Origin of the sequence: Marinilabilia sp., from assembly GCF_016278715.1 — a bacterium.
Classification (GTDB): domain Bacteria; phylum Bacteroidota; class Bacteroidia; order Bacteroidales; family Marinilabiliaceae; genus Marinilabilia.
The window spans coordinates 1-25,299 of sequence record NZ_JADQBH010000095.1; the positions used below are offsets into that span (position 1 = coordinate 1).

At 42.1% G+C, this 25,299-nt stretch carries 24 protein-coding genes and 1 pseudogene; 14 read left to right on the top strand and 11 right to left on the bottom strand.

Going from position 1 to position 25,299, the window contains the following annotated elements; all coding sequences use genetic code 11:
- From QZZ43_RS05810 to QZZ43_RS05830, 5 genes and pseudogenes are all read right to left on the bottom strand, one after another.
- Positions 1-1,297, bottom strand: a pseudogene (locus QZZ43_RS05810) (pyruvate, phosphate dikinase); the annotation flags it as partial.
- Between the two features lie 135 nt (positions 1,298-1,432).
- On the bottom strand, positions 1,433-2,266 hold the full coding sequence (locus tag QZZ43_RS05815; protein WP_291856983.1) for a DUF6599 family protein: 834 nt from the start codon (positions 2,264-2,266) through the stop codon (positions 1,433-1,435).
- Positions 2,267-2,536: 270 nt separating this feature from the next.
- Positions 2,537-3,712: an aldo/keto reductase gene (locus QZZ43_RS05820; protein ID WP_291856984.1), complete on the bottom strand. Its 1,176-nt coding sequence runs from the start codon at positions 3,710-3,712 to the stop codon at positions 2,537-2,539.
- 89 nt (positions 3,713-3,801) lie between these two features.
- Positions 3,802-5,352, bottom strand: coding sequence for an Rne/Rng family ribonuclease (locus QZZ43_RS05825; protein ID WP_291856985.1), 1,551 nt, complete (start codon positions 5,350-5,352; stop codon positions 3,802-3,804).
- Between the two features lie 238 nt (positions 5,353-5,590).
- The gene (locus QZZ43_RS05830) at positions 5,591-5,872 is read right to left on the bottom strand and encodes an HU family DNA-binding protein (protein ID WP_291856986.1); all 282 of its coding nucleotides are present in this window, start codon (positions 5,870-5,872) and stop codon (positions 5,591-5,593) included.
- A 104-nt stretch (positions 5,873-5,976) separates the two neighbouring features.
- On the opposite strand from QZZ43_RS05830, the gene mutY reads away from it, so the two are divergent.
- The 6 genes from mutY to QZZ43_RS05860 all read left to right on the top strand — a co-directional run bounded on the left by mutY (position 5,977) and on the right by QZZ43_RS05860 (position 11,096).
- Entirely contained in the window at positions 5,977-7,062 is a 1,086-nt protein-coding gene (gene mutY / locus QZZ43_RS05835; RefSeq protein WP_291856987.1) for an A/G-specific adenine glycosylase, read from the top strand.
- 135 nt (positions 7,063-7,197) lie between these two features.
- Entirely contained in the window at positions 7,198-7,698 is a 501-nt protein-coding gene (locus QZZ43_RS05840; protein WP_291856988.1) for a single-stranded DNA-binding protein, read from the top strand.
- 24 nt (positions 7,699-7,722) lie between these two features.
- Positions 7,723-9,051: a gliding motility-associated protein GldE gene (gene gldE, locus QZZ43_RS05845; protein ID WP_291856989.1), complete on the top strand. Its 1,329-nt coding sequence runs from the start codon at positions 7,723-7,725 to the stop codon at positions 9,049-9,051.
- Positions 9,048-9,635: a gliding motility lipoprotein GldD gene (gldD, locus tag QZZ43_RS05850; protein WP_291856990.1), complete on the top strand. Its 588-nt coding sequence runs from the start codon at positions 9,048-9,050 to the stop codon at positions 9,633-9,635. Before gldE ends, gldD begins: the two co-directional genes overlap by 4 nt.
- A gap of 1 nt (position 9,636) precedes the next feature.
- On the top strand, positions 9,637-10,278 hold the full coding sequence (locus tag QZZ43_RS05855; RefSeq protein WP_291856992.1) for a 4'-phosphopantetheinyl transferase superfamily protein: 642 nt from the start codon (positions 9,637-9,639) through the stop codon (positions 10,276-10,278).
- Positions 10,279-10,355: 77 nt separating this feature from the next.
- Positions 10,356-11,096 carry a geranylgeranylglyceryl/heptaprenylglyceryl phosphate synthase gene (locus tag QZZ43_RS05860; RefSeq protein ID WP_291856994.1) on the top strand — a complete coding sequence of 247 codons (741 nt, stop codon included), beginning with the start codon at positions 10,356-10,358 and terminating at the stop codon, positions 11,094-11,096.
- Here the strand turns inward: QZZ43_RS05860 and QZZ43_RS05865 are convergent.
- Positions 11,087-11,437, bottom strand: coding sequence for a DUF190 domain-containing protein (locus QZZ43_RS05865; RefSeq protein ID WP_291856996.1), 351 nt, complete (start codon positions 11,435-11,437; stop codon positions 11,087-11,089). The genes QZZ43_RS05860 and QZZ43_RS05865 overlap by 10 nt on opposite strands.
- A 279-nt stretch (positions 11,438-11,716) precedes the next feature.
- Here QZZ43_RS05865 and QZZ43_RS05870 point away from each other — a divergent pair, with 279 nt between their 5' ends.
- From QZZ43_RS05870 to QZZ43_RS05895, 6 genes are all read left to right on the top strand, one after another.
- Positions 11,717-13,882: a translation factor GTPase family protein gene (locus QZZ43_RS05870; protein WP_291856998.1), complete on the top strand. Its 2,166-nt coding sequence runs from the start codon at positions 11,717-11,719 to the stop codon at positions 13,880-13,882.
- 277 nt (positions 13,883-14,159) lie between these two features.
- A complete protein-coding gene (locus QZZ43_RS05875; protein ID WP_291857000.1) occupies positions 14,160-14,450 on the top strand; it encodes a phosphoribosylpyrophosphate synthetase in 291 nt (96 codons plus the stop codon).
- Between the two features lie 318 nt (positions 14,451-14,768).
- Positions 14,769-15,773 carry an MlaD family protein gene (locus QZZ43_RS05880; RefSeq protein WP_291857002.1) on the top strand — a complete coding sequence of 335 codons (1,005 nt, stop codon included), beginning with the start codon at positions 14,769-14,771 and terminating at the stop codon, positions 15,771-15,773.
- Between the two features lies 1 nt (position 15,774).
- Positions 15,775-16,386: an ABC-type transport auxiliary lipoprotein family protein gene (locus tag QZZ43_RS05885; protein WP_291857003.1), complete on the top strand. Its 612-nt coding sequence runs from the start codon at positions 15,775-15,777 to the stop codon at positions 16,384-16,386.
- Between the two features lie 9 nt (positions 16,387-16,395).
- On the top strand, positions 16,396-17,511 hold the full coding sequence (locus QZZ43_RS05890) for an MlaE family lipid ABC transporter permease subunit (RefSeq protein WP_291857005.1): 1,116 nt from the start codon (positions 16,396-16,398) through the stop codon (positions 17,509-17,511).
- A gap of 189 nt (positions 17,512-17,700) precedes the next feature.
- Positions 17,701-18,456 (top strand): ABC transporter ATP-binding protein, encoded by a 756-nt coding sequence (locus tag QZZ43_RS05895; RefSeq protein ID WP_291857007.1) that lies wholly within the window; start codon positions 17,701-17,703, stop codon positions 18,454-18,456.
- 7 nt (positions 18,457-18,463) lie between these two features.
- On the opposite strand, the gene QZZ43_RS05900 is transcribed toward QZZ43_RS05895, so the two are convergent.
- A complete protein-coding gene (locus QZZ43_RS05900; protein ID WP_291857009.1) occupies positions 18,464-19,753 on the bottom strand; it encodes an MATE family efflux transporter in 1,290 nt (429 codons plus the stop codon).
- Positions 19,754-20,154: 401 nt separating this feature from the next.
- Between QZZ43_RS05900 and QZZ43_RS05905 the strand changes: the two genes are divergently transcribed.
- Entirely contained in the window at positions 20,155-20,757 is a 603-nt protein-coding gene (locus QZZ43_RS05905) for a superoxide dismutase (RefSeq protein ID WP_291857011.1), read from the top strand.
- Between the two features lie 290 nt (positions 20,758-21,047).
- On the opposite strand, the gene QZZ43_RS05910 is transcribed toward QZZ43_RS05905, so the two are convergent.
- The 4 genes from QZZ43_RS05910 to QZZ43_RS05920 all read right to left on the bottom strand — a co-directional run bounded on the left by QZZ43_RS05910 (position 21,048) and on the right by QZZ43_RS05920 (position 23,393).
- Positions 21,048-21,497, bottom strand: coding sequence for an Hsp20 family protein (locus QZZ43_RS05910; RefSeq protein ID WP_291857013.1), 450 nt, complete (start codon positions 21,495-21,497; stop codon positions 21,048-21,050).
- A 201-nt stretch (positions 21,498-21,698) separates the two neighbouring features.
- Entirely contained in the window at positions 21,699-21,902 is a 204-nt protein-coding gene (locus QZZ43_RS05915) for a helix-turn-helix transcriptional regulator (RefSeq protein WP_291857015.1), read from the bottom strand.
- A 10-nt stretch (positions 21,903-21,912) separates the two neighbouring features.
- Positions 21,913-22,044, bottom strand: a complete 132-nt coding sequence (locus QZZ43_RS19580; protein ID WP_367221299.1) for a DUF2975 domain-containing protein — start codon at positions 22,042-22,044, stop codon at positions 21,913-21,915.
- Positions 22,045-22,481: 437 nt separating this feature from the next.
- Complete coding sequence (locus QZZ43_RS05920) at positions 22,482-23,393, bottom strand: proline dehydrogenase family protein (protein ID WP_291857017.1); 912 nt, start codon at positions 23,391-23,393, stop codon at positions 22,482-22,484.
- A gap of 282 nt (positions 23,394-23,675) precedes the next feature.
- On the opposite strand from QZZ43_RS05920, the gene QZZ43_RS05925 reads away from it, so the two are divergent.
- Positions 23,676-25,299: PKD domain-containing protein (locus QZZ43_RS05925; RefSeq protein WP_291857018.1), on the top strand; the 1,624-nt coding region annotated here is incomplete at its 3' end.

Below are 25,299 nucleotides of genomic sequence, written 5' to 3' on the forward strand. Positions count from 1 at the left end.
AGCGATCCATGTTGACAGTGGCTGGATCGAACTGAACCACACGACCTCTCATTCGTTCCATCCGTGCCTCTTCGAAAACATCCAGAATCTTCTTTCTGAGTTTAGTGGTGCTGTCAAAATCCTCAATCCTGTATGGGCGCAGTCGTTTTGCAATGGAGATTTCCCCCCGCGCCATCAGCCAGGTAGAAATACCGTTGCGCTTTGCATGATACAGCAGCGACTCAGAGGGAATATCCTGCAAACATCGAATAAACTCTTTCAGATTTCTTGCAGTTGCGAGTGTAATTCCCCTTGAATTGGTAAAGATAAAATTTCCGAACCCCAGCTTCTGATGAATAAAATTATAGATATCCATACTTAAGGTATCCGAATTTTTATCAATAAAATCAGCATCTACGGCCGCTGCTTTTTCTGCATTACCCGGGTCAGAAGACTGCAAAAGAGCTGGCAGGTTGGTTTTAGACTTAACATACTGAATCAAATCAACCCCCGCATTTCTGTCCAAATGGCCGTTGCGTGAATATTTTACATCAGAAATAACGCAAATCAGGTTGTCGAGATACTGATCAACGATTTCAACAGCTTCTTCGTAAGAGCTCACCAACAAAACTTTGGGACGCACCCGCATTTTAAGGATCTTATGCGTTTGGTCCGATGTCTCCTCAGTAAGAATATTTTGCGTCTGAGTCATTATTATAGAATACAATAATGGCAGGTATCTGGTGTAATACCGCTGTGAATCCTCCACCAGAAGAATAATTCGCACATCCCCCACTGCCACATCGTTGGCAACATTCTTCCTATCCTCCACATATTTTATCATGGCCAGAAAAACACGGGAGTCTCCATTCCAGACAAATACTTTATCGATGCTACCTCCCGGGGAAGATGGTTCATCAAAATACTTTAAATCTTCATTGTTATTGACCATCAACAAAATGGGCAACTCAGGATGCACGCGTCGTATCTCCTTACTCAGAGAAACGGGCATTTGTTTATCAAGACCGGCCATTAAGATAACCATATCAAAACGCCTATCAGAAATCAAGGACAGCGCCTCATCATAGGTTGCAACACTGGTGATGCGGGGGGCTGAGAAAAGATTAAGCTGCAGATACTCTCCAAAAATCTTATCAAAGAATCGCCCTTCGCGTACGATTGAATAGGAATCGTAGTAGGTGGCAACCAGTAAAACTTCTGTAACCTTAAAAGACATCAACTCCTGAAAAATATCCTGATCTGATTTTTTTCGTTTGAAAATTTTTGAAAGCTCAACGTAGTGATTTTCATCGCCCATAACCAATCCGCTATATTAATGAAACATCCAAACAAGGTATAGGAAATAAAGCATAAAACAAAGGATTTTCATCTTCCGGACAAGGCAAAAAAAATCCTGCCATGTGACAGGATTTGATAAAACTGCTACCGTTTTCTAATCAAGAACAGACTCCAGCAAAGAAGCACGCAAAGATGGTAAATCGTCTCCGGAAAAACCGTAAAGAAAGTTTCCGGACCAGGTGAGATGAATGGTGCCATTGAAAGGATCTTCAACAACAAAGGCCCCCTCATTCAGTTCGGGAACTTCCATCTGAGCAAATTCAAAATATTTTTGCAGGGTCTCTCTGATTTTATCCTGGTTTTCCCGGTGTAAAATGAACATCGTCAACTTTCCCTTGTCGTTTTGATAGGTGCCCCTGTAAGCACTACCCAGAAATTCCAACCCCATAAAGGTATTGGAAATGAACTGGCGTGTATTGGGAATCAGATTTTCTTCAGGAAAAGATTCAACCAAAGGAGGCAAGCTGGTATTCTCCGTCAATTTGGGCGCAAACTCATTAGCTGTTCTGAGCAACACACCACTTCCGGCTTCCGGCTCACGATATGAATTCATTTTTACATAATAGCGACCAATCACAAAATTCAGAATGGCTTCTTCATAATAGCCCTGGGCTCCGATATTCTGAACTTCTGCTTCGGGTGGCCGCTCCATGCTGTAAATCCCGTAAGCGTAATCAGGTTCACCGTGATCATAAACCTCCAGTGTCAATTCAGCATCCCCTTTCTTGTAGCGCACAACCCACACATTTTGAAAATTGTAGCTAAAATAAAATTCCGAGGCCCCGTTGATGTGGTTAAACAGATTGCTCTGATCGAAAGTTTTTACTTTTCCATCCTGTTGCCAGCCCTCTATTTGAGGTGGTTCGAACGTGAATGCATTTACTGAAAGAGAGAAGGCAATAGCGAGAGAAAGAAATAACAGTTTCATTTATTTAAGATTTTGTAATTATCTAGTAAAAAACTTATTGAAAATTCGAGAACAAATGGAACCGTTTCGCTCTCGTATCAATATTGAAAAGATAAACATTAGAACGTTATATTTTGGGGATACAGCGGGCAAGTGAGTTGTAAAAAGTTAATATTAAAGACTTTAACACATTCAATTACTTATAGCTAAAAAGCGGCCTCACAATCACCTGCAAAAAAATAAAAACTCCATTGAAATAAACAACAAGAAATAAAAAAGTCCAATATCCGGTTACACAAGAAATTCACCCGGAACATTTCTAATTCTGGCAATATTGGCAACTTTAGTCCTGACATCAAATCCTGCTTTGCAAGTCACGGTACACTTGTCGCAACCAGCACACGGGTCATCGGAAAGATTCAAGGAAAGGACCGTTTCATGAGCCTTTGCCGGATAAGCATAAGCATAGTTATACATATAGGAGCGCATCAGGTCTGATACAGGCAGGTTATTTGTACACTGACCAACGCAGGAACTACAACCGGTACAAAACATCCCCTTCTGGTTGAGGGCAAGCTGCAAGTCGACTTTATCAGCCGGAGTTAGTGTAACATCAGAAGCTACCGACCAGTTTTCCATCAACATCTCGAAAGAGACAATTCCGGGGATGCAGGTGTGAATATAAGGAGCAGAAAGAGCAAATTTCAAAGCTGCTTTACAATTAACCGGTTTGGTTTTGTCCTCATCCAACCATCCTCCGGCCATATTTTTCATTCCTACGATACCAACTCCGGCTTCATGAGCACGTTTAAGTGCACCAATCATATCATCGTCGTTGCTATACCGGAAATTATACGTAGTCAAAATAACTTCATAAAACCCTTTATCCACTGCCGAATTAATCAGACTGGCCATATTTCTGTGCGTGGAAAACCCCACATGCTTCACTTTCCCCATCTCTTTAGCTGATTTCATCGCCTCCAGGAAAGCAGGAGTGTGAAGATACTCTTCATCATCAACAGCATGTAAATAGAGGATATCAACATAATTCATTTGAAGTCTTTCGAGACTGATGTCAAGCATGTCAAGAAAATCTTGCTTAGAAGCATCCCTGGCAGGCTTTACTTTGGTTCCAATCACGAAGGAATCGCGTGGTTTATCTTTAAAGAACTTGCCACACATCTCCTCATTTCTTCCCTCCTGATATCCATGAGCGGTATCGAAGTGTTTAAATCCCAGGTTGAAGGCAGCTTTAAGGATATTTGGATTGTCGGCGCGCATTACCCCCATACTGACAATAGGTACCTTGATTCCGGTATTGCCCAGCTGACGATAAATAATTTCTTTCTCAGCACCCTGTTTGACAAGGGCAGCTTCAGAAACATTTCCTCCGGTAGTTACTAATCCGGCGGTAGCAGCAGCACCAAGCTTCAGAAAATTCCGGCGGTTAAAAGATGACTTTTCCATATTATCAGCATTTTATAAGGTTTGAAACTGACCAACACAATGCCTTAAATATAGGGAACAAAACGCCCAAAAACAAAAAAAGGTCGATCTCAACCGAGATCAACCTTTTTATTATTTTGGTCAAAGAATTTGTATTCTAAAAATGCAATAGAGTCGGAGGGTCGTACCTTAATACCAAATCCTAAATCCAGTTTCCACTTCAAAATCTGTGAAGGAAATCCTTTTTTCAGGAAGGCATAAATATAAGGATGCACCCACAAGGTCAATTTCTTCAATTTATGCTCTTGCACAACACGCCGGAGTTGATTATCTAAAGAATCAACAAACAGAACGGAAGGTGAAATTTCACCAGTTCCTTTACACACAGGGCATTTTTCAGTTGTTTGAATATGCATTTCGGGCCTTACCCGTTGACGCGTAATTTGCATGAGACCAAACTTACTCAACGGCAGGATATTATGCTTGGTCCTGTCAGAGTCCATAGCCTCTTTCATTTTTTCAAATACGCGCTGACGATGCTCAGCGGTTTGCATATCAATAAAGTCAACTACAATAATGCCACCCATGTCTCTAAGCCGCAACTGCCGTGCAATTTCTTCGGCAGCAGCAACATTCACCTCAACAGCATTGGTTTCCTGGTCGGATGATGACCGTGACCGGTTACCACTATTGACATCAATAACATGAAGGGCCTCTGTATGCTCAATAATAAGATAGGCACCACTTTTGAACGAAACAGTTCGTCCGAAAAGGGCTTTAACTTGTTTTTCAATCCCAAACTGGTCAAACAGAGGCGCATCACCTCTGTAAAGCTTTACAATTTTTTCTCTTCCGGGAGCAATCAACTCAACGTATTCTTTCACCTCCCTGAAGATTTCGGCATCGCTAATAAATACCGAATGAAATGAAGGATTAAGAAGATCTCTTAGAATGGCAGAGGTACGTCCCACCTCGCCCAGGACAAGGCCCGGGATTTTAACGTCGCGTACTCTGGCAACAGAATCTTCCCATCTTTTTACGAGGGTACGAAGTTCTTTGTCCAGCTCGGCCACTTTTTTACCTTCGGCCACGGTTCGGATAATGACACCGTAATTCTTAGGTTTGATACTAAGCAGCAATCGCTTCAGACGACTTCGTTCTTCTGGAGAATCAATTTTCTGACTCACCGACACTCGGTCAGAGAAAGGAATGAGAATGAGATTTCGACCAGCAATGGAAATTTCTGAGGTTAACCTGGGGCCTTTGGTAGAAATAGGTTCTTTGGCCACCTGAACAAGCACTTCCTGTCCTCCGGTTAACACATCTGAAATAGTCCCGTTCTTATTAATGTCGTTTTCCGGCTTGAACTTGTGCAATGAAACACTCCCCTTTTTGGTTTTAGCAAGTTTGAGATATTTATTGAGACTCTGAAACTGGGGACCCAGATCCAGATAATGCAAAAAAGCATCTTTCTCATAACCAACATCAACAAACGCTGCATTTAATCCGGGCATAATTTTTTTCACTTTTCCCAGAAAAATATCGCCAACTGCAAATTTGACATTACTTTGTTCCTGTCTGAGTTCAACCAGACGCTTATCTTCGAGCAAAGCAATGACAAGTTCGCTGGGAGTTACATCTACAAATAGTTCTGCACTCACAATACGAATTAAGTTAAATAAAAATTATTTCAAAGATCGAATTTATTCTTTATAACAAAAGAACAAACACCACAAATGGGGAGTTTGTTCTTTTAGAGCTTATAGGGTCAAAAGATTACTTTCTCTTCTTGTGACGGTTTTTCCGTAATCTCTTCTTCCTTTTGTGCGTTGACATCTTATGCCTTTTTCTTTTTTTTCCGCTTGGCATAGCTTTTAATTTAACAGTTAAACATCTTTACTAAACATTGTTCTTCACTTTCGTTACGAAGCTTTTTGAGGGCTTGAACGAAGGAATAAAATGTTCGGGGATAATAATGGTAGTATTTTTAGAAATATTCCGGGCAGTTTTTTCTGCGCGTTTCTTCACTACGAAACTACCAAAGCCCCTAAGGTACACATTCTTACCTTTTACCAGGTTACCTTTTACTGTTTCCATGAAGGCCTCAACAGTCTTCTGAACTGTAACCTTCTCAATTCCAGTATTCTTCGAAATCTCGTTAACAATATCAGCCTTTGTCATCTCTTTATAAAATTATTTAATTATCAACTAATTAGACATATTTTTCGAATTTCAGAATGCAAAGATAAAGGAATTCCATAAGAAAAAAAACAAAACCCTTATTTTTGCATAAAATTTTAATAATGACCAATTTCCCCGAACAAATCAGAGAATGGTATTTTCAGCATGGCCGTAAACTGCCCTGGCGTGAAACCAAAGACCCATACAAAATATGGATATCGGAAATCATCCTGCAACAAACACGGGTAGATCAGGGGATGGAATATTTCCATCGATTCATAAAAGCCTTCCCAAATGTAAAATCACTGGCAAAAGCTTCAGAAACCAAGTTGATGCAACTGTGGCAGGGCCTGGGATACTACTCAAGAGCGCGTAATCTGCAATATGCCGCTCAAACCATTGTCAACGAACACAATGCAACCATACCACAAACATACAAAAAAATCAAGACTTTAAAAGGAATTGGTCCATATACTGCAGCGGCAATTGCATCTTTTGCTTATAACCTACCTCACGCAGTAGTTGACGGAAATGTTTACAGGGTACTGTCGCGCATCTATGCAAAGGATATTCCGATTGATTCATCGGAAGGGGAAAAATTTTTTTCTTCCTTAGCCAATGAGCTGTTGGACAAAAAAGATCCGGCTACACACAATCAGGCAATAATGGACCTGGGGGCTCTGGTATGTAAACCGGCCAAACCTCTTTGTGGTCATTGCCCTGTAAACCTCCTCTGTGCTGCCTTTGCCACAGGAACCCAACAAAACTACCCCGTAAAAGGCAAGCGAATTACAAGAAAAATCCGACACCTCAACTTCCTCGTATTCATAAGAAACGAACAAATCGTAATAGAGAAACGAAGCGGCAACGATATCTGGAAAGGATTATTCCAGTTTCCTGTATTCGAGAGCACCGAACCTTTCACTACCGCCCTTATTAAAACCCATTTGAAAACTAAAACCCAACTTTCTGTCGAGGTAACAAAACTACTGGAGAAAAAACATTTGCTAACCCACCAGGAGCTACATGCAGTTTTTTTCAGAGTGGAATTTACATCAGCAAAAGACTTCCGGGAATGGTTCAACACCACCTCTTATGAAACAATTGCGTTGAACAGACTTAATAAAATTCCATTTCCTCAGCTCATCAAAAAAAATCTGAAGAAATTATTGCCTCCCTGCGAATATTGACCAGATCTATGTGTCTATACCGAGACAGGTATTCAGAGTAATTTGCCAACAATGAATCAAAAAACGTCAAAAAATAATGATATGGAGTTAAAAGTTTAGTACTTTAGCTGTTTAAAATCCAAAACCTATTTTACAATGATAAACAAGGTAATCTTAGTAGGCAACGTAGGGAAAGACCCTGACGTACGTTATTTTGACAATAATGAGGGAGTCGCCAATTTCACTTTGGCTACAACAGAAAGAGGCTTTACCACTCGTGACGGCAAACAAATCCCGGAACGAACAGACTGGCATAACATTACGGTTCGGCGGGGCCTGGTAAAAGTTGCAGAGTCATACATAAAGAAAGGAACCCAATTATATGTTGAGGGCAAATTGCGCACTCGCTCCTACGAGCAAGAAGGAGTTACCAAGTATGTAACAGAAGTTATCGCTGACACCGTAAAACTACTGGGTCGTAAATCGGACAACCCTGCAGTGGACGACAATTCCTACAACAGCGGCTCCACCAATTCAGGAGCGCAACCCGCTGCCGCCTCTGGTCAAAGCATGGCTCCACAAAACCAGTCAGCCGGGAACGAAGGTTTTAATGCCGGTGACAACAGCAATGAACAGGAAGACGATCTTCCATTTTAATAACCCCGGAAAACAAATTTATCCTTGGAAACGGAACCTCTTCTGTCGGGATTTTTTCTTTTGGCTTTTGATATTACACTGCAACCCCTTACCTCCGGTTTGGGGATTGCAATAGTGGCCACGGTCTTTTTGCTTGCAGGATCGGCGCTTGTCTCAGGCTCTGAAGTGGCATTCTTTTCTCTTAAACCTGATGATATAGACCATCTAAAGGTCAATAACACAGCAAAGAGCAATCAGGTTCTTAAACATCTTGAAAAGCCGGAATTGCTGCTTGCCACTATTTTAATCCTCAATAATTTCATAAATGTCGGCATAGTAATACTGGCCGCCTTCATCTCCTCCGGCCTGATTTCATTTGGAGCAGGTACTACATTGAAATTTGCTTTTGATGTAATTGTTATTACCGCAATCATTTTATTCTTTGGAGAAATTTTACCAAAAGTATTTGCAGGACAGTCTCCTGCTAAATTTGCTTTGCGGATGGCGTTTCCGCTAAAAACAGCCATCAAATTACTGAAGCCCATGAGTATGCTGCTGGTGAAATCATCCGAATATGTCAAAAACAAAGCAGCCCAAAGGGCACGAAACCTGTCGCTGGATGATTTGTCCGATGCACTGGACCTTACCGGCGACGAGGTATTTGAAGAAAAAGAAATTCTCAAAAGTATTGTCACCTTTGGGAACATTAATGCCGGAGAAATAATGACATCGCGGGTTGATGTAACCGATATTGATATCAAAAGCGACTTTAACAAAGTACTCTCCGTTATTGTGGAATCGGGTTATTCAAGGATTCCGGTTTTTGAAGAAACCCCCGACAATGTCAAAGGCATCCTTTATGTCAAGGATTTACTTCCCCACCTTGGAAAAGACAACACTTTCAATTGGCAAAATCTGATTCGTCCGGCATTTTATGTTCCCGAAACCAAAAGAATTAATGATCTGCTGACAGAATTCCAGACCAACAAAATACACATGGCTATTGTTGTAGATGAATATGGTGGCACTTCGGGCATCGTGACGCTGGAAGATATACTTGAAGAAATTGTGGGAGAAATCAGTGACGAACTTGATGAAGATGAAGATTTTTTCTCTGTTCAGCCCGACGGTTCACTGGCCTTTGAGGGAAAAACACTCCTGAAAGACTTTGCCAAAATCACTGAAATCGACGAATCGGTATTCGACTCCTACAAAGGAGAGGCAGAAACTCTTGCAGGACTACTACTCGAAGTAAAGGGAGTTATTCCTGAAAAGCATGAAATAATTGAAATTGGACCATTCAAATTCACTATCCTTGCCGCAGACAAACGCCGGATAAAGAAAATAAAATTTACAAAAAGGCAGGTACTATGATACTTAAGCAACAAATAAGAAACTCTATATTTCTGTTAATCATCATCTTTCTATTTGCCTGTAGCAACAACTACGCACCCAAACCGAGAGGATATTTCAGAATTTCACTTCCCGAAAAGTCATACTTAGAAACTGATACCGCGCTGCCCTACTCTTTTGAATTTCCCAAGTATGCGCGCCTCAGAAACGACAACCAAGGTGTCAACGAGCCCTATTGGGTTAACGTAGACTTTCCTCAATTCAATGCTAAAATCCATATCAGCTACAAGCCGGTGGAAAACAATTTGTACCAACTGCTGGAGGACAATCGGGAGCTCGCATTTAAACACACCGTAAAAGCCGATGCCATTAAAGAACAATTATTCGAATCCCCCGAAAAAAATGTGTACGGAATTTTTTACGAAATAGAGGGTAACACAGCCTCTCCCGCTCAGTTTTTTGTAACCGACAGCATCAATCATTTTCTGCGTGGGTCGCTATATTTCAATACCATTCCCAACAAGGACTCGATAGCTCCGGTGCTTGACTTCGTAAAACAGGACATTATTCACTTAATGGAAACACTCACCTGGAAATCGTTGTAAGATGCCGTTTTTTTTTGAGAAAAAGGCAAGACCTGACCGTCTGGTGGCTGTCTGGCAAATCACGGAAACAGAAGAAGAACTTCTTAAACTTCTGCCCCCGCTGCAGGAAGAGGAAAAGTCATTCCTTGCCCGAGTAACCTTTCCTGCCCGCAAGCTCGAGTGGCTTGCCTCAAGAGTACTGATCTACCAATACACCGGTTCTTACCCTGCCTCCAGGTACAAAGACAACGGGCAACCATTTTTGACCGGCTGTAACGACCAAATAAGCATCTCACATACAAAAGGATTTGCAGCAATAGCACTTTCAAAAAATAACACCCCGGGTATCGATATAGAATATCCATCAGCCCGGATCGAAAAAGTAATGAACCGCTTTCTCCATCCTGAAGAACACAGATTTTTATCCACCACAGATTTAAGAAACCGCCAAATGGGACTTATCTGGTGTCTGAAAGAAGCTGTTTTCAAACAAACGGGCATCCCGGGACTCAGTTTTAAAGACCAGATTATCACCCGCCCATTTATGCCCTCTTCCGATGAAGGAGAAATTTTCGCCAGGCTAATACTCCCTGGGAAAATGGAGCTACCTATCAAGCTCGAATACCATATTCATCAGGATTTTTACCTGACCTGGACCATTTAGTATAAAAGATTCATGAAATCCGACAAAGTTCCCCAGGAAACCGGAACTATTGTATATTTGTTAAAAACCAACAGAAATTGACATTGACCATTTATTCACATATCCGGGAAAAGTTAAGCCATGGGGAAAAAACACTGGCATTATTGATTGATCCCGACAAATGCAGGGATATTAACCTAAAAAAACAAACGCTGTTAATTAATAAATACCGCCCGGGATTAATATTGGTAGGAGGTAGTTTGACCACACTGCCGGTGGAGCCTGTCGTGGAGTATTTGAAACAAAACACCGATATCCCTGTAGTCCTTTATCCGGGCCATCCATCTCAGCTTTCATTTAAGGCTGATGCCTTGCTTTTTCTGTCCATGATTTCAGGAAGAAACCCGGAATTATTAATCGGAGCTCATGTTGTAGCAGCGCCTGCAATTCGTCAACACAGAATAGAAACCATTCCTACCGGCTATATGCTTATTGACGGAGGCTCCCCCACGTCAGTGGAATACATCAGTCAGACCCGCCCTATTCCCGCGTCAAAAAACGACATTGCCGTTGCCACTGCCCTTGCCGGCGAAATGCTTGGCCTGAAAATGATTTACATGGATGCTGGAAGCGGTGCCCGGAATGAAATCCCCGCCTCAATGGTCAGAAGTGTCAAAGAGCAGATCGAAATCCCATTGATGATTGGTGGCGGAATCAACACCCCCGAAAAACTCCGAACAACATTCTCTGCCGGAGCCGATATTGTTGTTATCGGGAATGCCTTGGAAAAAGAACCCGAAATGCTCAAAAATTTCACTGACATCACTGCTCAGTCATAATGCTTTCCATACCTTAAAACATTCACATCCTCAAGGGTAATCAGACCTCCTGCATCGGCTTTATCCATCAGCCTGTTGATTATCAATGCAAAATCTTTCAATCGATCACCTACATCCACTAAGGTAATAATCATTGGTTTATCTTCCGACAGGGCAAAAATCTTGCTGCTGTGCGAAAGACTTTTTTCTCCATAAGAAAGAATCCCACGGGTAACCGTGACACCTGAAATTTTATACTTTTTGGCAGCATACGTAATAGCCTCGAAAAGAGGACGCTGATACACCTTATCGGACTCTCCGACAATTATAACCAGCTTTTTTAACTTACCGGTGAGGTTCATAAACAGATCCTTTCGTAAAACAGAAAATCAATTTAATGATCTATTTCGAGAAATTCAATTTAACTTTTTTACAAAGCCCAAATTTCAATAGTTCCCAATATAAAAGAAACGAAATCTGATTGTTTGAGTTGTCATTAAAACTCTCTTGCAAACATTTTTTAACATTCGAAGAAACAGAATTTTCTTGCTATTACTTGTAACTTATCAGGTATTTACTAATTTTACAATCAACCCTTATTTTAACGATTATTATTAACCTTTTATTAAATTTATACTACTATGAAAGTATATCAGGCCGATCAAATTAAAAACATATCGCTGCTTGGAAGTAGCGGCTCGGGGAAAACCACCCTTGCTGAAGCAATGCTTTTCGAGGGTGGTGTTATCAACCGCAGAGGAAATATAGAAAACAACAATACAATATCTGATTATCACCGGGTAGAACATGAATATGGCTACTCGGTTTTTTCGTCCGTGCTTTTCACCGAATGGCAGGAAAAAAAATTAAACTTCATCGATGCTCCGGGCGCTGATGATTTCATTAGTGGCGCCATAACGGCACTGAATGTTACCGACACCGCATTGATGATACTTAACACTTCACAGGGCGTGGAAGTTGGAACTGAAAACCTTTTTCGTTACACCGAAACTTACCACAAACCGGTGATTTTCGTTGCCAACCAGTTGGATAATGAGAAGGCCAACTTTGAAAGCACCATGGAAATGGCCCGTGAAGCCTTTGGTCGCAAAGTAATAATCATCCAATACCCCATAAATGTCGGGCCGGGATTTGACGCTCTGGTGGACGTTCTTAAAATGAAAATGTATAAATGGGGCCCCGATGGCGGAATCCCAGAAATTCTTGACATTCCCGACTCTGAAAAAACCAAAGCAGAAGAATTACACAATGAACTGGTGGAAGCGGCAGCCGAGAACGATGAAGACCTCATGGAACTCTTCTTCGAAAAAGGCTCTTTAGATGAAGAAGAAATGCGTCGCGGAATCCGCAAAGGACTGGTAGGAAGGGATTTATTTCCTGTGTTTTGTATTTCTGCCATTAAAGATATGGGCGTTCGCCGATTAATGGAATTTCTGGGCAACATTATTCCGCTTGTATCGCAAATGCCTCCTAAAAAGAACAACAAAGGAGAAGCTGTTCCCTGCGATCCCAATGGCCCGGCTTCTCTTTTCATTTTCAAGACCAGCATTGAACCTCATCTGGGCGAAGTAAGCTTCTTTAAAGTGATGTCGGGAAAAGTTTCTGAAGGAATAGACCTCTACAACATGACTAAAGGGAGTAAGGAGCGACTTTCTCAATTATATTGTGTGGCTGGAAATCCCCGCCATAAAGTTGAAGAACTTCAGGCCGGAGATATTGGTGCCACTGTTAAGCTCAAAGAAACCAAAACCAATCACACACTGAACACCAAAGGATGTAATTTTGTATTTGACCCCATCAAGTATCCTGAGCCAAAATACAGAACTGCCGTTAAACCGGTCAATGAGAGTGATGATGAACGACTGGGAGAAATTTTCCAGCGCATGCATGAAGAAGACCCGACTATCATCGTGGAATACTCAAAAGAGTTGAAACAAATACTGGTTCATGGACAGGGAGAGTTCCATCTCAACACAATGAAGTGGCGAATAGAGAACAATGACAAATTACCCATCGAATTCCTTACGCCAAAAATTCCTTACCGGGAAACTATTACCAAGCAGGCACGTGCCGACTATCGTCACAAAAAACAATCGGGTGGTGCCGGCCAGTTTGGGGAAGTACACCTGATTATTGAACCATATTATGATGGAATGCCAGCTCCTACAGTCTATAAGTTTAACGGACAAGAATTTAAAGTCAATGTGAGAAACACCGATGAAGTTGAACTCAACTGGGGCGGAAAACTGGTATTCTGTAACTGTATTGTTGGTGGAGCAATCGACAACCGGTTTATGCCTGCCATTATGAAAGGTTTGATGGAAAAGATCGAAGAAGGACCACTGACAGGCTCTTATGCCCGCGACATTCGAGTGTGCGTGTACGACGGAAAAATGCACCCCGTTGATTCCAACGAGATCAGCTTCAAACTGGCAGGTCGCCATGCTTTCAGCCAGGCCTTCAAAGACGCAGGGCCAAAAATACTGGAACCTATCTACGACGTGGAAGTACGTGTGCCATCAGACCGGATGGGTGATGTTATGAGCGACCTTCAGGGTAGAAGGGCTATCATCGAAGGAATGAACAGCGAAAAAGGGTTTGAGGTAATTAAAGCCAAGGTGCCTTTGAAAGAGATGAACAAATACTCCACTTCGTTAAGTTCACTTACCGGTGGTCGTGCCTTTTACACCATGACGTTCAGTAAATATGAGAAAGTTCCGCCAGAAATACAGGAACAATTGCTTATCGATTACGAAAAATCATCAAAATCAAGCAAGGAAGAATAGACGGATTAATTGTTTTTCGAAAAGGGTGCTTCTTGCGGAAGCACCCTTTTTTGTTTAAATTGTTGAACATAACAGAAGGGTCGCAGGTTTAATCATACAGGACGAAAACATTATAAAACAAATGAGTTTTCTCAAGAAACAGAAGACCTTTCACCGGAATTTTTTTCCAAGAAGCGATTGATCGACCAGAGCCAACATCCTATTTACAAGATCCCGGCCCTCGCCAACCAGAAGCTTCTAAAAAAGAAGTTTTGCTTAATCAATAAAGAAAACTACTATGGAAACTTTATCAGAAGCCATCAACGCCCTCATCAAAAAGGGTTTTACCGAGAACTTCAGAGCAACAGAAGAATATATTGAAGCGCTCAACTCAAAGAAAAGATTTGAACCAGCAGACCTGAAGATTTTAGAAACTTATCGGTTTGAGGGCCCCACTGACCCTGCCGATGAAATGATTTGTTTTGCCATAGAAGCAAATGATGGAATCAAAGGCACCCTGGTAATGTCATACAGTTCTGAACATTCGCAGTCAATTGAGACTATCAGGAAAATACCTAATAAAAAATGAGCTCACTTCGAAAAGGTTATTTGTTGCCAGCATCTTCATCACAGGAAATTTTTAAACCTTCATTAACAAATTGTTAACTCCGGAACAAAAATTCCCTGAGTTTTGATCTTAACAAAAATACCTCTTATCGGAGCAGACTCAAAAAAAATTTCAATTACCTTTGATCAAAAGCAAGTAGTTAAGCCTCTGGAAAGAAGAAATAAATCAGTTCTTCTCCTAAAAGACCAATCGGGTTTTCTGAACCTGGCAGGTTGGTACCTTTGCGCTACTTGTCGGAATAACTATGGCAAGTTCCGAATAATACTTTACAGGCATACTATGGAAAACCGTTCAAAAAAAATCAGACTTGGAATATTTATCCTGGCAGGATCTGCCATGTTTATCTTTCTGATTGCATTTTTTACCGCACGTGAATTTTTTGAAAAAACAGACACCTACTTCGTGGCTTTCCAGGATGTTTCGGTTAGCGGCATGGAAGTTGGCAGCACAGTAAAGTATCTGGGGATCAATGTAGGAACCATTTCAAATATTAATATTAATCCCAATGATGTCACCAGTATTGTTGTCGAACTATCCCTGAAACCCGGAACCCCCATTAAGGAGGATTCCAAAGCTGAAATTGTCTCTCTGGGGATAACCGGGATGAAAGCCATTGAAATAAGAGGAGGGACCAACGAGGCTAATTTGCTGTCCCCCGGCTCTTACATTCAACCAGGTGGATCCCTGACATCGGAAATCACCGGAAAAGCCGAAATCATTGCCACCAAAGTGGAAAACGTACTCAACAATTTACTGGTAATAACCCATCCCGACACCCTCTCAAAACTCCCCAGGCTTTTGAGTAGCATCGACAAGCTGGCAAAGAATGCTGACCGCACCATGTTAAGACTGGACTCCATTATCGACAACAACCAGTCTGATGTCAGACTGACCATACAAAATGTCAATAAAATCAGTGAAAATCTATTAAAATCAAGTGTTTCTCTGGATCAAACATTACAAAAAGTCAATCAGTTTATTGATAGTGACTCCATTGCTGATATTATCGGAAATACCCGTGCCATCACCCAAAAACTAAACAAATCAGATATCACCCGCCTGATTGAAGAACTGGCCGGAGTAGTTGCCCGAACACAGGATTTACTCATAAAAGTTGATGACGACATCAATCAGGGGACCCGTGATTTTGTTGAAAGTCAGGAATTGCTTAAGTCCACATTACGCAATCTGGATGAAGCCTCCCGAAGAATAAACAACAACCCCTCCTTACTTATCAGAAAAAGTAAACAAAATAACCTTCCCGACGAACAATTAAAGGATTAATATGAGACAAATTATACTATTCAGTTTGGTAACAATCTTTTTCCTGTCCGGCTGTGGCACGCAAAAAGAGACTATCAAGAAATATTATGTTATTGAATCGTTAAATGACTCCACCATTGCCATGACCGATTCACTACCTACAATGGATGCATGGTGTGAAGTGGCCGAAGTGGAGGTTTACCCGGCCTTCGACACCCGCCGTATTGTGCTGAGAGATGAGTCTCATCAGGTTCGTTACTTTGGCAATCATGAATGGGCCGTTTCACCGGCTGATTTCCTCACGCCCATCATCATCGATTTTTTGGCAGGATACAAAGTATTTGCCAGAGTTGACGACCGTTTTTGGGAGCGCAATCCTGATTACAGTTTTCAGACTACTGTTTTTAACCTTGAGGTAGTCTCTACTAAACGGAAGACTTTTGAGGCCCATCTAAAACTGAAATTCGATCTCATTGACGTCAGTACAGATGCCATTTTACTGACTCATAACGCCGACCGAAAATCGGAGCTTAAAGAGCGTGATTTGAATTTGCTGGCAGCAGAAATAAGCCAGATTTTTATTGATGAATTGTCAAGTTTTTCCATTCAAATAGAAAAAAACTTATCAAAGTAACTGCCGGGCGTGAAACAGAAAAAAACTCATAAATCCGCATTTTTCTCAGTAAAAGGCAATGTTATTCATGTTTTGGGCGACCTGAAAATCAATAATACTGCCACGTTTCTTAATGATATTGCCATCTTTTTCCGGGCAAACCCCGGTTCAGATTTTTCTTTGGACTTATCGGGCATTGAAGAATTGGACAGTTCCGGCGCAATGGCCCTTCACTCACTTCACCAAACCGCAAAAAAATTCCACATTACACTGAACCTGCGGGAAGCCTCTCCGGAAACAAAAAACAAACTGGAATTATTCAGCCCCGTCAGCAATAAAACTATGCAACCTGGTAAACACGGCCCTTTTTTCTATTCGCTGGGTGATAAGACCATGTGGATTCTGAAAGAATACGTAGTTACATTCTTTTATCTGGTTTCGGATATTTTGTTCTGGTCAGTTCGCGATATCTTTAATAGCAAACAACGTCGCAAAGGGGAGTTCATCAACCAGGCCGTTTCCATTGGCGTGAATGCATTGCCCATCGTTGCGTCAATGGCATTTATCATAGGACTTGTGCTTGCACTTCAATCCTCCTCACAGTTGAGAAATTTCGGAGCCAACATTTACATCGTTGACCTCACAGTAATTGCAATGATGGCGGAAATGGGACCACTGATTACTGCAATCCTGGTAGCAGGCAGAAGCGGTTCGTCGATTGCTGCCGAAATAGCCACCATGAAGGTGACTTCCGAAATTGACGCATTGAAAACAATGGGGCTTAATCCCCTCCGGTTTGTGGTAGTCCCAAAAATCTATGGCAGCCTGATAACATTGCCCTTCCTGACCATACTGGCCAGCATTTCAGGAATCGCTGGAGGAGCGCTTGCAGCATATCTCTATCTCGACATCACCCCCGAGATTTTCTTCAACCGAATGCCTGAAGCCCTGTACGAAAAAGACATTATTACCAGCTTCATAAAAAGCATCGTATTTGCACTTATCATAGTCATCACAGGAACATTCTTTGGTTTTAAAGTCGAAGAAGGTGCCGAAGGCGTTGGACGATCCACCACCAGTTCGGTTGTTGCAGCCATCACGATGGTAATTATTGCGGACAGTATTCTGGGTCTGATGTTTTATTAAAGAACTGTTTACATTTTGCTTTTGAAAGATGTTTTTGAAAAATTTGAGTACCTAAACAAACCAAAATCAACGCGAAAGGCAGAGCTATTTGAGGAAGTTTTTACGAAGTTTAAAGTGCTCAAGGCTCTAAAACATTTCAAAGGAAACATTTCCAAAAGTTTGTAAAACAGTGCAATCTTTTCAAAAGCAATGAAACAAAACAAAATTGTAGAAGTCAACCATCTGAAAGTCTCCTTCGACGAGAGAGAAGTTCTGAAAGACGTCTCCTTTTCAGCTTTACAGGGAGATATCACGGTCATCCTCGGAGGAAGCGGCTCGGGCAAAAGTACCATCCTTAAACATCTGCTGGGACTTTTCCCTGTGGACGAAGGAGTTGTTTCTTTATTGGGACAGGACATTGCAACGCTTGAAGAAAAAAATGAACTTGATTTTTATCTGAAGTTAGGAGTCTTTTATCAGAACGGAGCGTTGCTGAATTCACTCACCGTTGGCGATAATGTAGCGCTTCCTCTGGAGCAACATACCACTTTACCGCCTTCCCTTATAGAAGAGATGGTCAGAACCAAACTTAACCTTGTAAATCTGGAAGATGCCTATTATCTCTTCCCGTCTCAGTTGAGTGGAGGAATGCTCAAACGGGCAGCCCTGGCACGGGCCATCGTAATTGACCCACCCCTTTTGTTTTGTGATGAACCGGGCGCCGGACTCGACCCTGTTTCGCTTGCAGGCCTGGATGAACTGATTTTAAAACTCAGAGACCAACTGGGAATGTCTGTGGTGATGGTCACACATGAAGTTTCAAGCATTCTCAGAATTGCTGACAAAATCCTGTTTGTAGAAAACGGGGTCATTGCATTTGATGGTTCGCTGAGCGAAGCCAGAAAATCGGACCTCCCCTCGTTAAATGATTTCTTTACAGTGGGGACAGGAGGGAAAAGAGGGTAAACAACCATCACTTTAAAAGACCAGGGTAAAGAATAGAGAGTATAACCCCACGAGCCAGCATAAAAAGCAACATCCCCAACCACAGGGCATGATTCCCCATCAGAGGAAAAAACAGGTAAAACGGAAGAAAAAAGAAGCCGACCGCAGCTATCACCATGCTGTTTCGCATAGGCACAGAAGCGGTAGCACCTATATAAACGCCATCCCAGATGTATGAAGAGAAGCTTACCAGAGGGAGAAAAATCACCCAAATCAGAAAATCGCTTCCCCGTTCGACAACTTCGTTCTGATCGGTAAAAAAATGGAGAAGTTGGTTCCCTGCAATCGTATAAACCAGGGTAAACATCAGCCCCATCCCTACTCCCCAGCGAAACAAATATCCAATGGTTTTCTTCAGGGTGCTTTTATTATTTGCCCCAAACCAGCGCCCTACCATCGCTTCTGCAGCAAAAGCAAATCCATCCAGGAAATAGGAAAACAACAAAACAAACTGTAGCAATGCACTGTTGGCCGCCAGGGTAACATCTCCTATGCCAGCCGACCGGGAAGTAAAAAAAGTGAACACCGCAATTACGCTTAGCGTACGAATAAAAATATCGCCTCCTACATTCATGAATCTCGAGAATCCCTGCCGCAAAAGATCCATCCGGATAGAAAAGAAATTCCAAGCCCACCGGTATTTTCTGAAAAACAATACAATAGCCATTGTCAAACCTACATACTGCCCAGCCACTGATCCCATGGCCACACCTTCAGCTTTCATTTCAAAAACGCGCACAAACAGAAAGCTACAAAGTACATTTATCACATTTACACTCACAGAGATAAGCATTGGGTAAAAGGCATTCTGCATCCCCAGGAACCATCCATAAAAAACCATAAGTGAAATAGCCGCAGGTGCTGCCCAAATCCGTATGTAATAATAATCGCGTGCAATGGCTTTTACATCAGAAGAGCCCTCTAATAACCAAAAGCTAAAATCACCTACAGGAATCTGAAATGCCAGCAAAAGAAATGCCCCTGCAAAAGCAACCAAAAGCCCACGTTCCAATATGAGGGCCATCTCCTGCCTGTTTCCGCGACCGAAGGACTGCGCAGCAACCCCGCTCATACTCATCCGTAAAAATGCAAATCCCCAGTAAACAAAATTAAAGATAACTCCGCCAAGCGTTACTGCACCCATGAAGAGCGTAGAATTAAGGTGCCCCATAAGGTATAGGTCAACCATACTGAGCAATGGAACCGTCAGATTTGTAAGGATATTGGGAACCGCAAGCCGAAGTATTTCCTTGTTCATTTAATCATTGGTTTAATTGCTGAGCCCGGTCTGGAAAGTATGTTTGTTGCCAAACACCTCGTTGTTTCAGGGTTTGAAATATGCTTACTTTAAATTTTCTGGCTTTGGTATGAAAATATTATACACCTGGAAATTTTGCCCCTCATAAACAACAAGTTAATTCCCATGCGAATATTTAAATTTCCTCAATTCCGACAAAAATAAATCTTTTTACACTCCACTCACAGCTGCAAAGGTAATAAACCTTGTAACTCGAGTTTTTGTCCAACGCTCAACGCAATTCATTTAACAATTTTTAATTCGTTTTATTTGGAATAAGTCCAAATAAGCCCTAATTTTGGATAAGTTTATCTGAAATACGAAACATAAATAGATTGTCTAATCATAAAAACTTAAACATTATGGCATTTGAACTTCCAAAGCTCAATTATTCTTACGATGCATTAGAACCTTACATCGACGCAAAAACAATGGAAATCCACCATACCAAACACCATGGCGGATATACCAGTAAACTGAATGCAGCAGTTGAAGGAACCGACCTTGAAGGGAAAAGCATTGAAGATATTCTGTCCAATGTTTCCAAACACTCAACCGCAGTGCGAAACAATGGAGGAGGCTTCTTTAATCACAATCTCTTTTGGAAAGTGATGGGCCCTAACGCCGGTGGCAAACCCACAGGTGACCTGCTTGCTGCTATTGAAAAGAAATTTGGTTCCTTCGATGAATTCAAGGAGACTTTCAACAATACCGCGGCTACCCGATTTGGTTCAGGCTGGGCATGGCTGGTCAAAAAAGATGACGGCACCCTGGAAGTAGGCAGTACCGCTAATCAGGACAACCCACTCATGGATGTATCCGATTTGAAAGGAACACCTATTCTCGGACTGGACGTATGGGAACATGCCTATTACCTGAAATACCAGAACAAACGTCCGGAGTACATTGATGCTTTCTGGAGCGTAGTAAACTGGGACGTAGTAAGCAAATTCTTTAAAGGATAAAAACATCAATAACCATTTGTCAATCAACCAATGTTTTCATCCGGGTTAGGGATCGCCCGCAAAACCAATGCGTTTTGCGGGCGATTTTTTCTTCACCACTGCATCTGCCTGCCATTATATAAACCAGAAAAAGAATCAAATCAGATAAAACATATTTACTTTAAGCACATTCGCTCAAACCAATAAATGTCAAGCCCGTGATAAATGCAAAAAAATCCCCCTGCAGAAAGCAGAGGGATTCATCATCAAAAAGAGTTAATCAAATAATAACTCACAGCGTTACTACCCGCTTATTTAATCTCAATCATACGAGCAGGTTTGGGCTTCACCTCTTCACGTTTGTGAAGTTTAATTTTCAGCAAACCATCTTTGTAATTGGCATCAATCTTACCCTCGTCCACTTCGTTTTTAGGAATGGCGAACGAACGATTGAAAGATGAGTAGCAAAACTCACGACGGGTATAACCTTTTTCATCATCCTTTTGCTCGTCTTTTTCTTCCATTTCAGCAGAGATGCTTAAAACTCCGTTATTTACCTCTACTTTGAAATCATCTTTCTTCATACCCGGAGCGGCAACCTCAATAACATATTCGTCTTCATTCTCCATTACATTCACCGCAGGGGTAGAAGTTCTGCGGGCAGAAGTTGCCGGAGTTCCGAAAAAATCACCACCGAAGAAATCGTCAAAAATATTGGCAATTTCGGGTACCTGGTTGTTGAATCTTCTTACAAGTGCCATAGTTATATCCTCCTAAATTTTTGGTTTAACAATTAGTTTTTTTATTCTCTGACTTACCTACATCAAAGGAAATGCCAATACCATAAACCTGTAAAGATGACAGTATTACACCTTGTTATGCGCCAATTTGTCACTACTCTCAGTAATACTGAGCCATTTTGTCACTAAGTCATCCAAAATTCCACATTTCTCAATAAAAAATCACCTTGTAAACTCCATAATATCACCGGGTTGACAATCCAGATCCCGACAAATTGCTTCCAGGGTACTAAAGCGAATCGCTTTCGCTTTGCCGGTTTTCAAAATTGACAATTTGGCTTGCGTGATATCTATTCTTTTGGCCAATTCTCCGAGGGAGATTTTCCTTTTGGCCATAACCACATCCAAATTTATAATGATCGCCATCATTCTCTGTTTAAATAGTTAACTCCTGTTCTTCCTCAAGCAAAACGCCTTTTGCAAAAACCTCAGCGAGAAGCAGTGCAACCACAGCAATAATTAACAGCAGAGGCTCTGAAGCATATTGAATAACCTCATAATTCTTCAAATCAAATAATGATAAGTTGATTTTTCAGGAAAGAAATTTTGAAAAATAATCACCCAGATATAGCCCAATCAAAATCCACCCCATCTGCCGGATGAAACGAACATTTCTACGATCAAAGAAATTCCCATCTTTAAGAGCAGAAATTAGTTTAAAGAATCGGAAGGGCAACAAGAAATAGAACACAAACATAAAAAAGAGAAGTCTGACCAAAAAGAATTAAAATACGGATAATGTAGAGATAACATGAAAGAGCCAACAAAAAAAGATCTTTGACCAGGAAACATTTTTTATTTCCTCCCAACAATTCCTGTGTGTAAAGGGTCGTTTCAAACGAGAAACGACCCTTTAGTTTTAAATGGTGAGTTCGTACGTGACAGAATGTGGCCAGCTTCTTACTTGCCCCATGCTCCATGCCCTATGCCAGGCACTCCGAGCTATCAGCCTCTATAAAACAAAGCCTTAATAATATAGAACGCCATACGAGGATTCTCCTTCAACCGACGGGTTGAATACCCGAACCACTCTTTACCGAAAGGGACATAAACCCGCATCTTATGCCCTGCTGCCAGAAGTTCTCTTCTTAACTCGGGTGTAACCCCATACAACATCTGGAATTCATAATTCTTATCCGTCAATGAATAGCGCTGAATAAGCCGTTGTGCACCATCTGTAAGCTCCCGGTCGTGAGTGGCAATTCCAACAAAAATACTTTTCTGAAAAAGATAGTCCAGAGCATCCAAGAAATGAACGTTTATTTCCTTGCGATCCTTGACAGCAATGCTTTCGGGCTCCACATAAATACCTTTGCACAGCCGAACATTGACGGGACTCCCAGCAGAATGTAAGCGGGCAAGAAACTCCAAATCTTTGGGTGTACGCTTCAGATACGCCTGAATCACGATGCCAACGTTAAGCGGATACAACTCATGAAGCCGCCGGTACAATTCCAGTTCAGCATCCACACAACTACTGTCCTCCATATCGATGCGAACAAAAGAATGATACGAATGTGCTTTTTCAACAATATCCCGGATGTACCCGAAACAGGTTTCAAAATCAATTTGAAGTCCGAAACTGGATGGTTTAAGTGAGTAAGTCGCATGAATCCCCTCCTGCTCAAATCGCTCAATCATTTCCAGGTAAATCTGCCGGACTTCTTCAGCCTGCCCAAGCTCCGAAATATATTCCCCCAGATGGTCAAGCGTTACGCTGATACCCTCTCTGGCCAGATTGTGTGAAGCAGCAACTGCATCATCAATGTTTTGTCCTGAGATGTAGCGTTTTGAAAAAATCCAGACAAATTTCTTTGGCAGATAAGGCAAAACCGAAGCAATGAATTTGTTTATCATACGTTAGAGAGATAAAGACTACGACCAGGATATTGAAATCTCATAATTTTTCACCTGAGCCATAAGTCATGTAACATAAGTCCGTTTTTTCAGTATATACCCCACCCAACCACAAAGGACTCATGTAAATTTTCCAAATAAAGGGCAGAAAAAAAATGACACATCTCACGATTAAGTCAGTAATTGACTTAGTCTGATAAAATTCATATTTTGTATTTAACCTGAACCATCAATCAGGTTAGGATGAAAACGAGGGGCGGGTAAAAGGGCATATTAAAAGATATGAACAGGTACATATTCACAGGGTTATTTGTTGCCGCAGCATTATGGCTGTTAACGGCAAAAACGGGTTATGCTCAAGGCTGCAGCTACACATCACAAGCCAACGACATCAATCAGGACAAGTTGTGTGCGCCGGTAACGGCAACATGGGAAGTTCTGTACAGAGGAGTGATGGATGGTGGCACAGGAAATGTGCGCATCATTATCGACTGGGGCGATGGCTCCCCCGAAGAAAGTATTCCTGCCGTCAATTTCGCCACAGGCAACTGGCGGGTAACTGAGAGTCATACCTATCCGGAATTTGGCGACCTTTGCAACTATGAAGCGCAAGCATGGCTTTGGGTTGATGGACAAAGATGTACCAGTTCCATTCAGACTCAGCTGGTTACCGTTTGGGCTGTGGACGATGAAAATGGAGGAGAACTGAGCATCAGTCCTGATGTTTTTCCGATATGTGTAGGCAACGATGGCACCGTCCGTTTTACAGATGTGAGCCAATGGAACTGTACTCCTCCTGACGAAAATGACACTCCAAACAACCGAAACCGATGGACTCAATGGATTTACGGAACCGGAGCCACTACCATAAATGACGCAACAGTCGATGGCATCAATTATTCCTGGCCGCATACCGGCTCTATTGAATACTACCCTTTTCCGGCAGAAGGCCCGGCACCTCCCCCATCTTTATCAGACGAAATTTACATCCCCGACTATTACGCTGTTGGCGACATGTTTGAAGTTACCATCCGCAACTGGAACACTTGTAACCCTTACAATGAGGATCCCAACACTCCTCCCGGCGACCCTATAAACGGTGATAATCCGCCAGTCACGACCACTGCCATTGCCCTCATTGTGGCTTTGCCCGACGGGTCAATAGATGCTGCCGGTCCATTTTGTGAAACAGACCCCCCATCCACACTGACTCCGGTAACTCCCGGCGGAACATGGGCAGGCCCCGGTGTTGACCCTGTTTCCGGAGAGTTCACCCCTGTTGCTGCAGGTCCCGGCACACATACCATCACCTATAATGTAGCAAACACCTACGGATGCTCCGCCACAGAGAGCATTAACATCGAAGTTCGCGAATCTCCAACCATTGATGTTTCACCCGGAACAGCCATTCATCTATGTCCCGGTCTGGACTTGCAATTGAATGCAACCATCAGTGGAGGAACACCGCCTTACTCGATTCAATGGACCGGAAATACAGCCCCTCTGAGCGCAACAGACATAACCAATCCGGATTTCAACACCACAAACCTGGGGAATTATTCACTCACAGCAACCGTCACCGATGCTACCGGTTGCAGCAATCAGTCCACCATTACAATAGAAATCGGTGAAGTCTCCATTGACTTTGATCCAAATCCGGTAGAGGTATGTGCCGGTGAGACCATAGAACTCAGCCCCATCATTGATGGGGGCTCAAAAGTATTTGTCGATCACCAGTGGAGTGGAAGTGAAACAAGCAAGCTTTCGGCCACGGACATCCCGAATCCACAATTCATCTCAACTGAAACAGGAACATTTACATATACTTATACTGTGACGGATGATCTGGGGTGCTCTGATCAAACGGATATCAGCGTTATCGTTAAAGAACAACCCGTTTCAGATG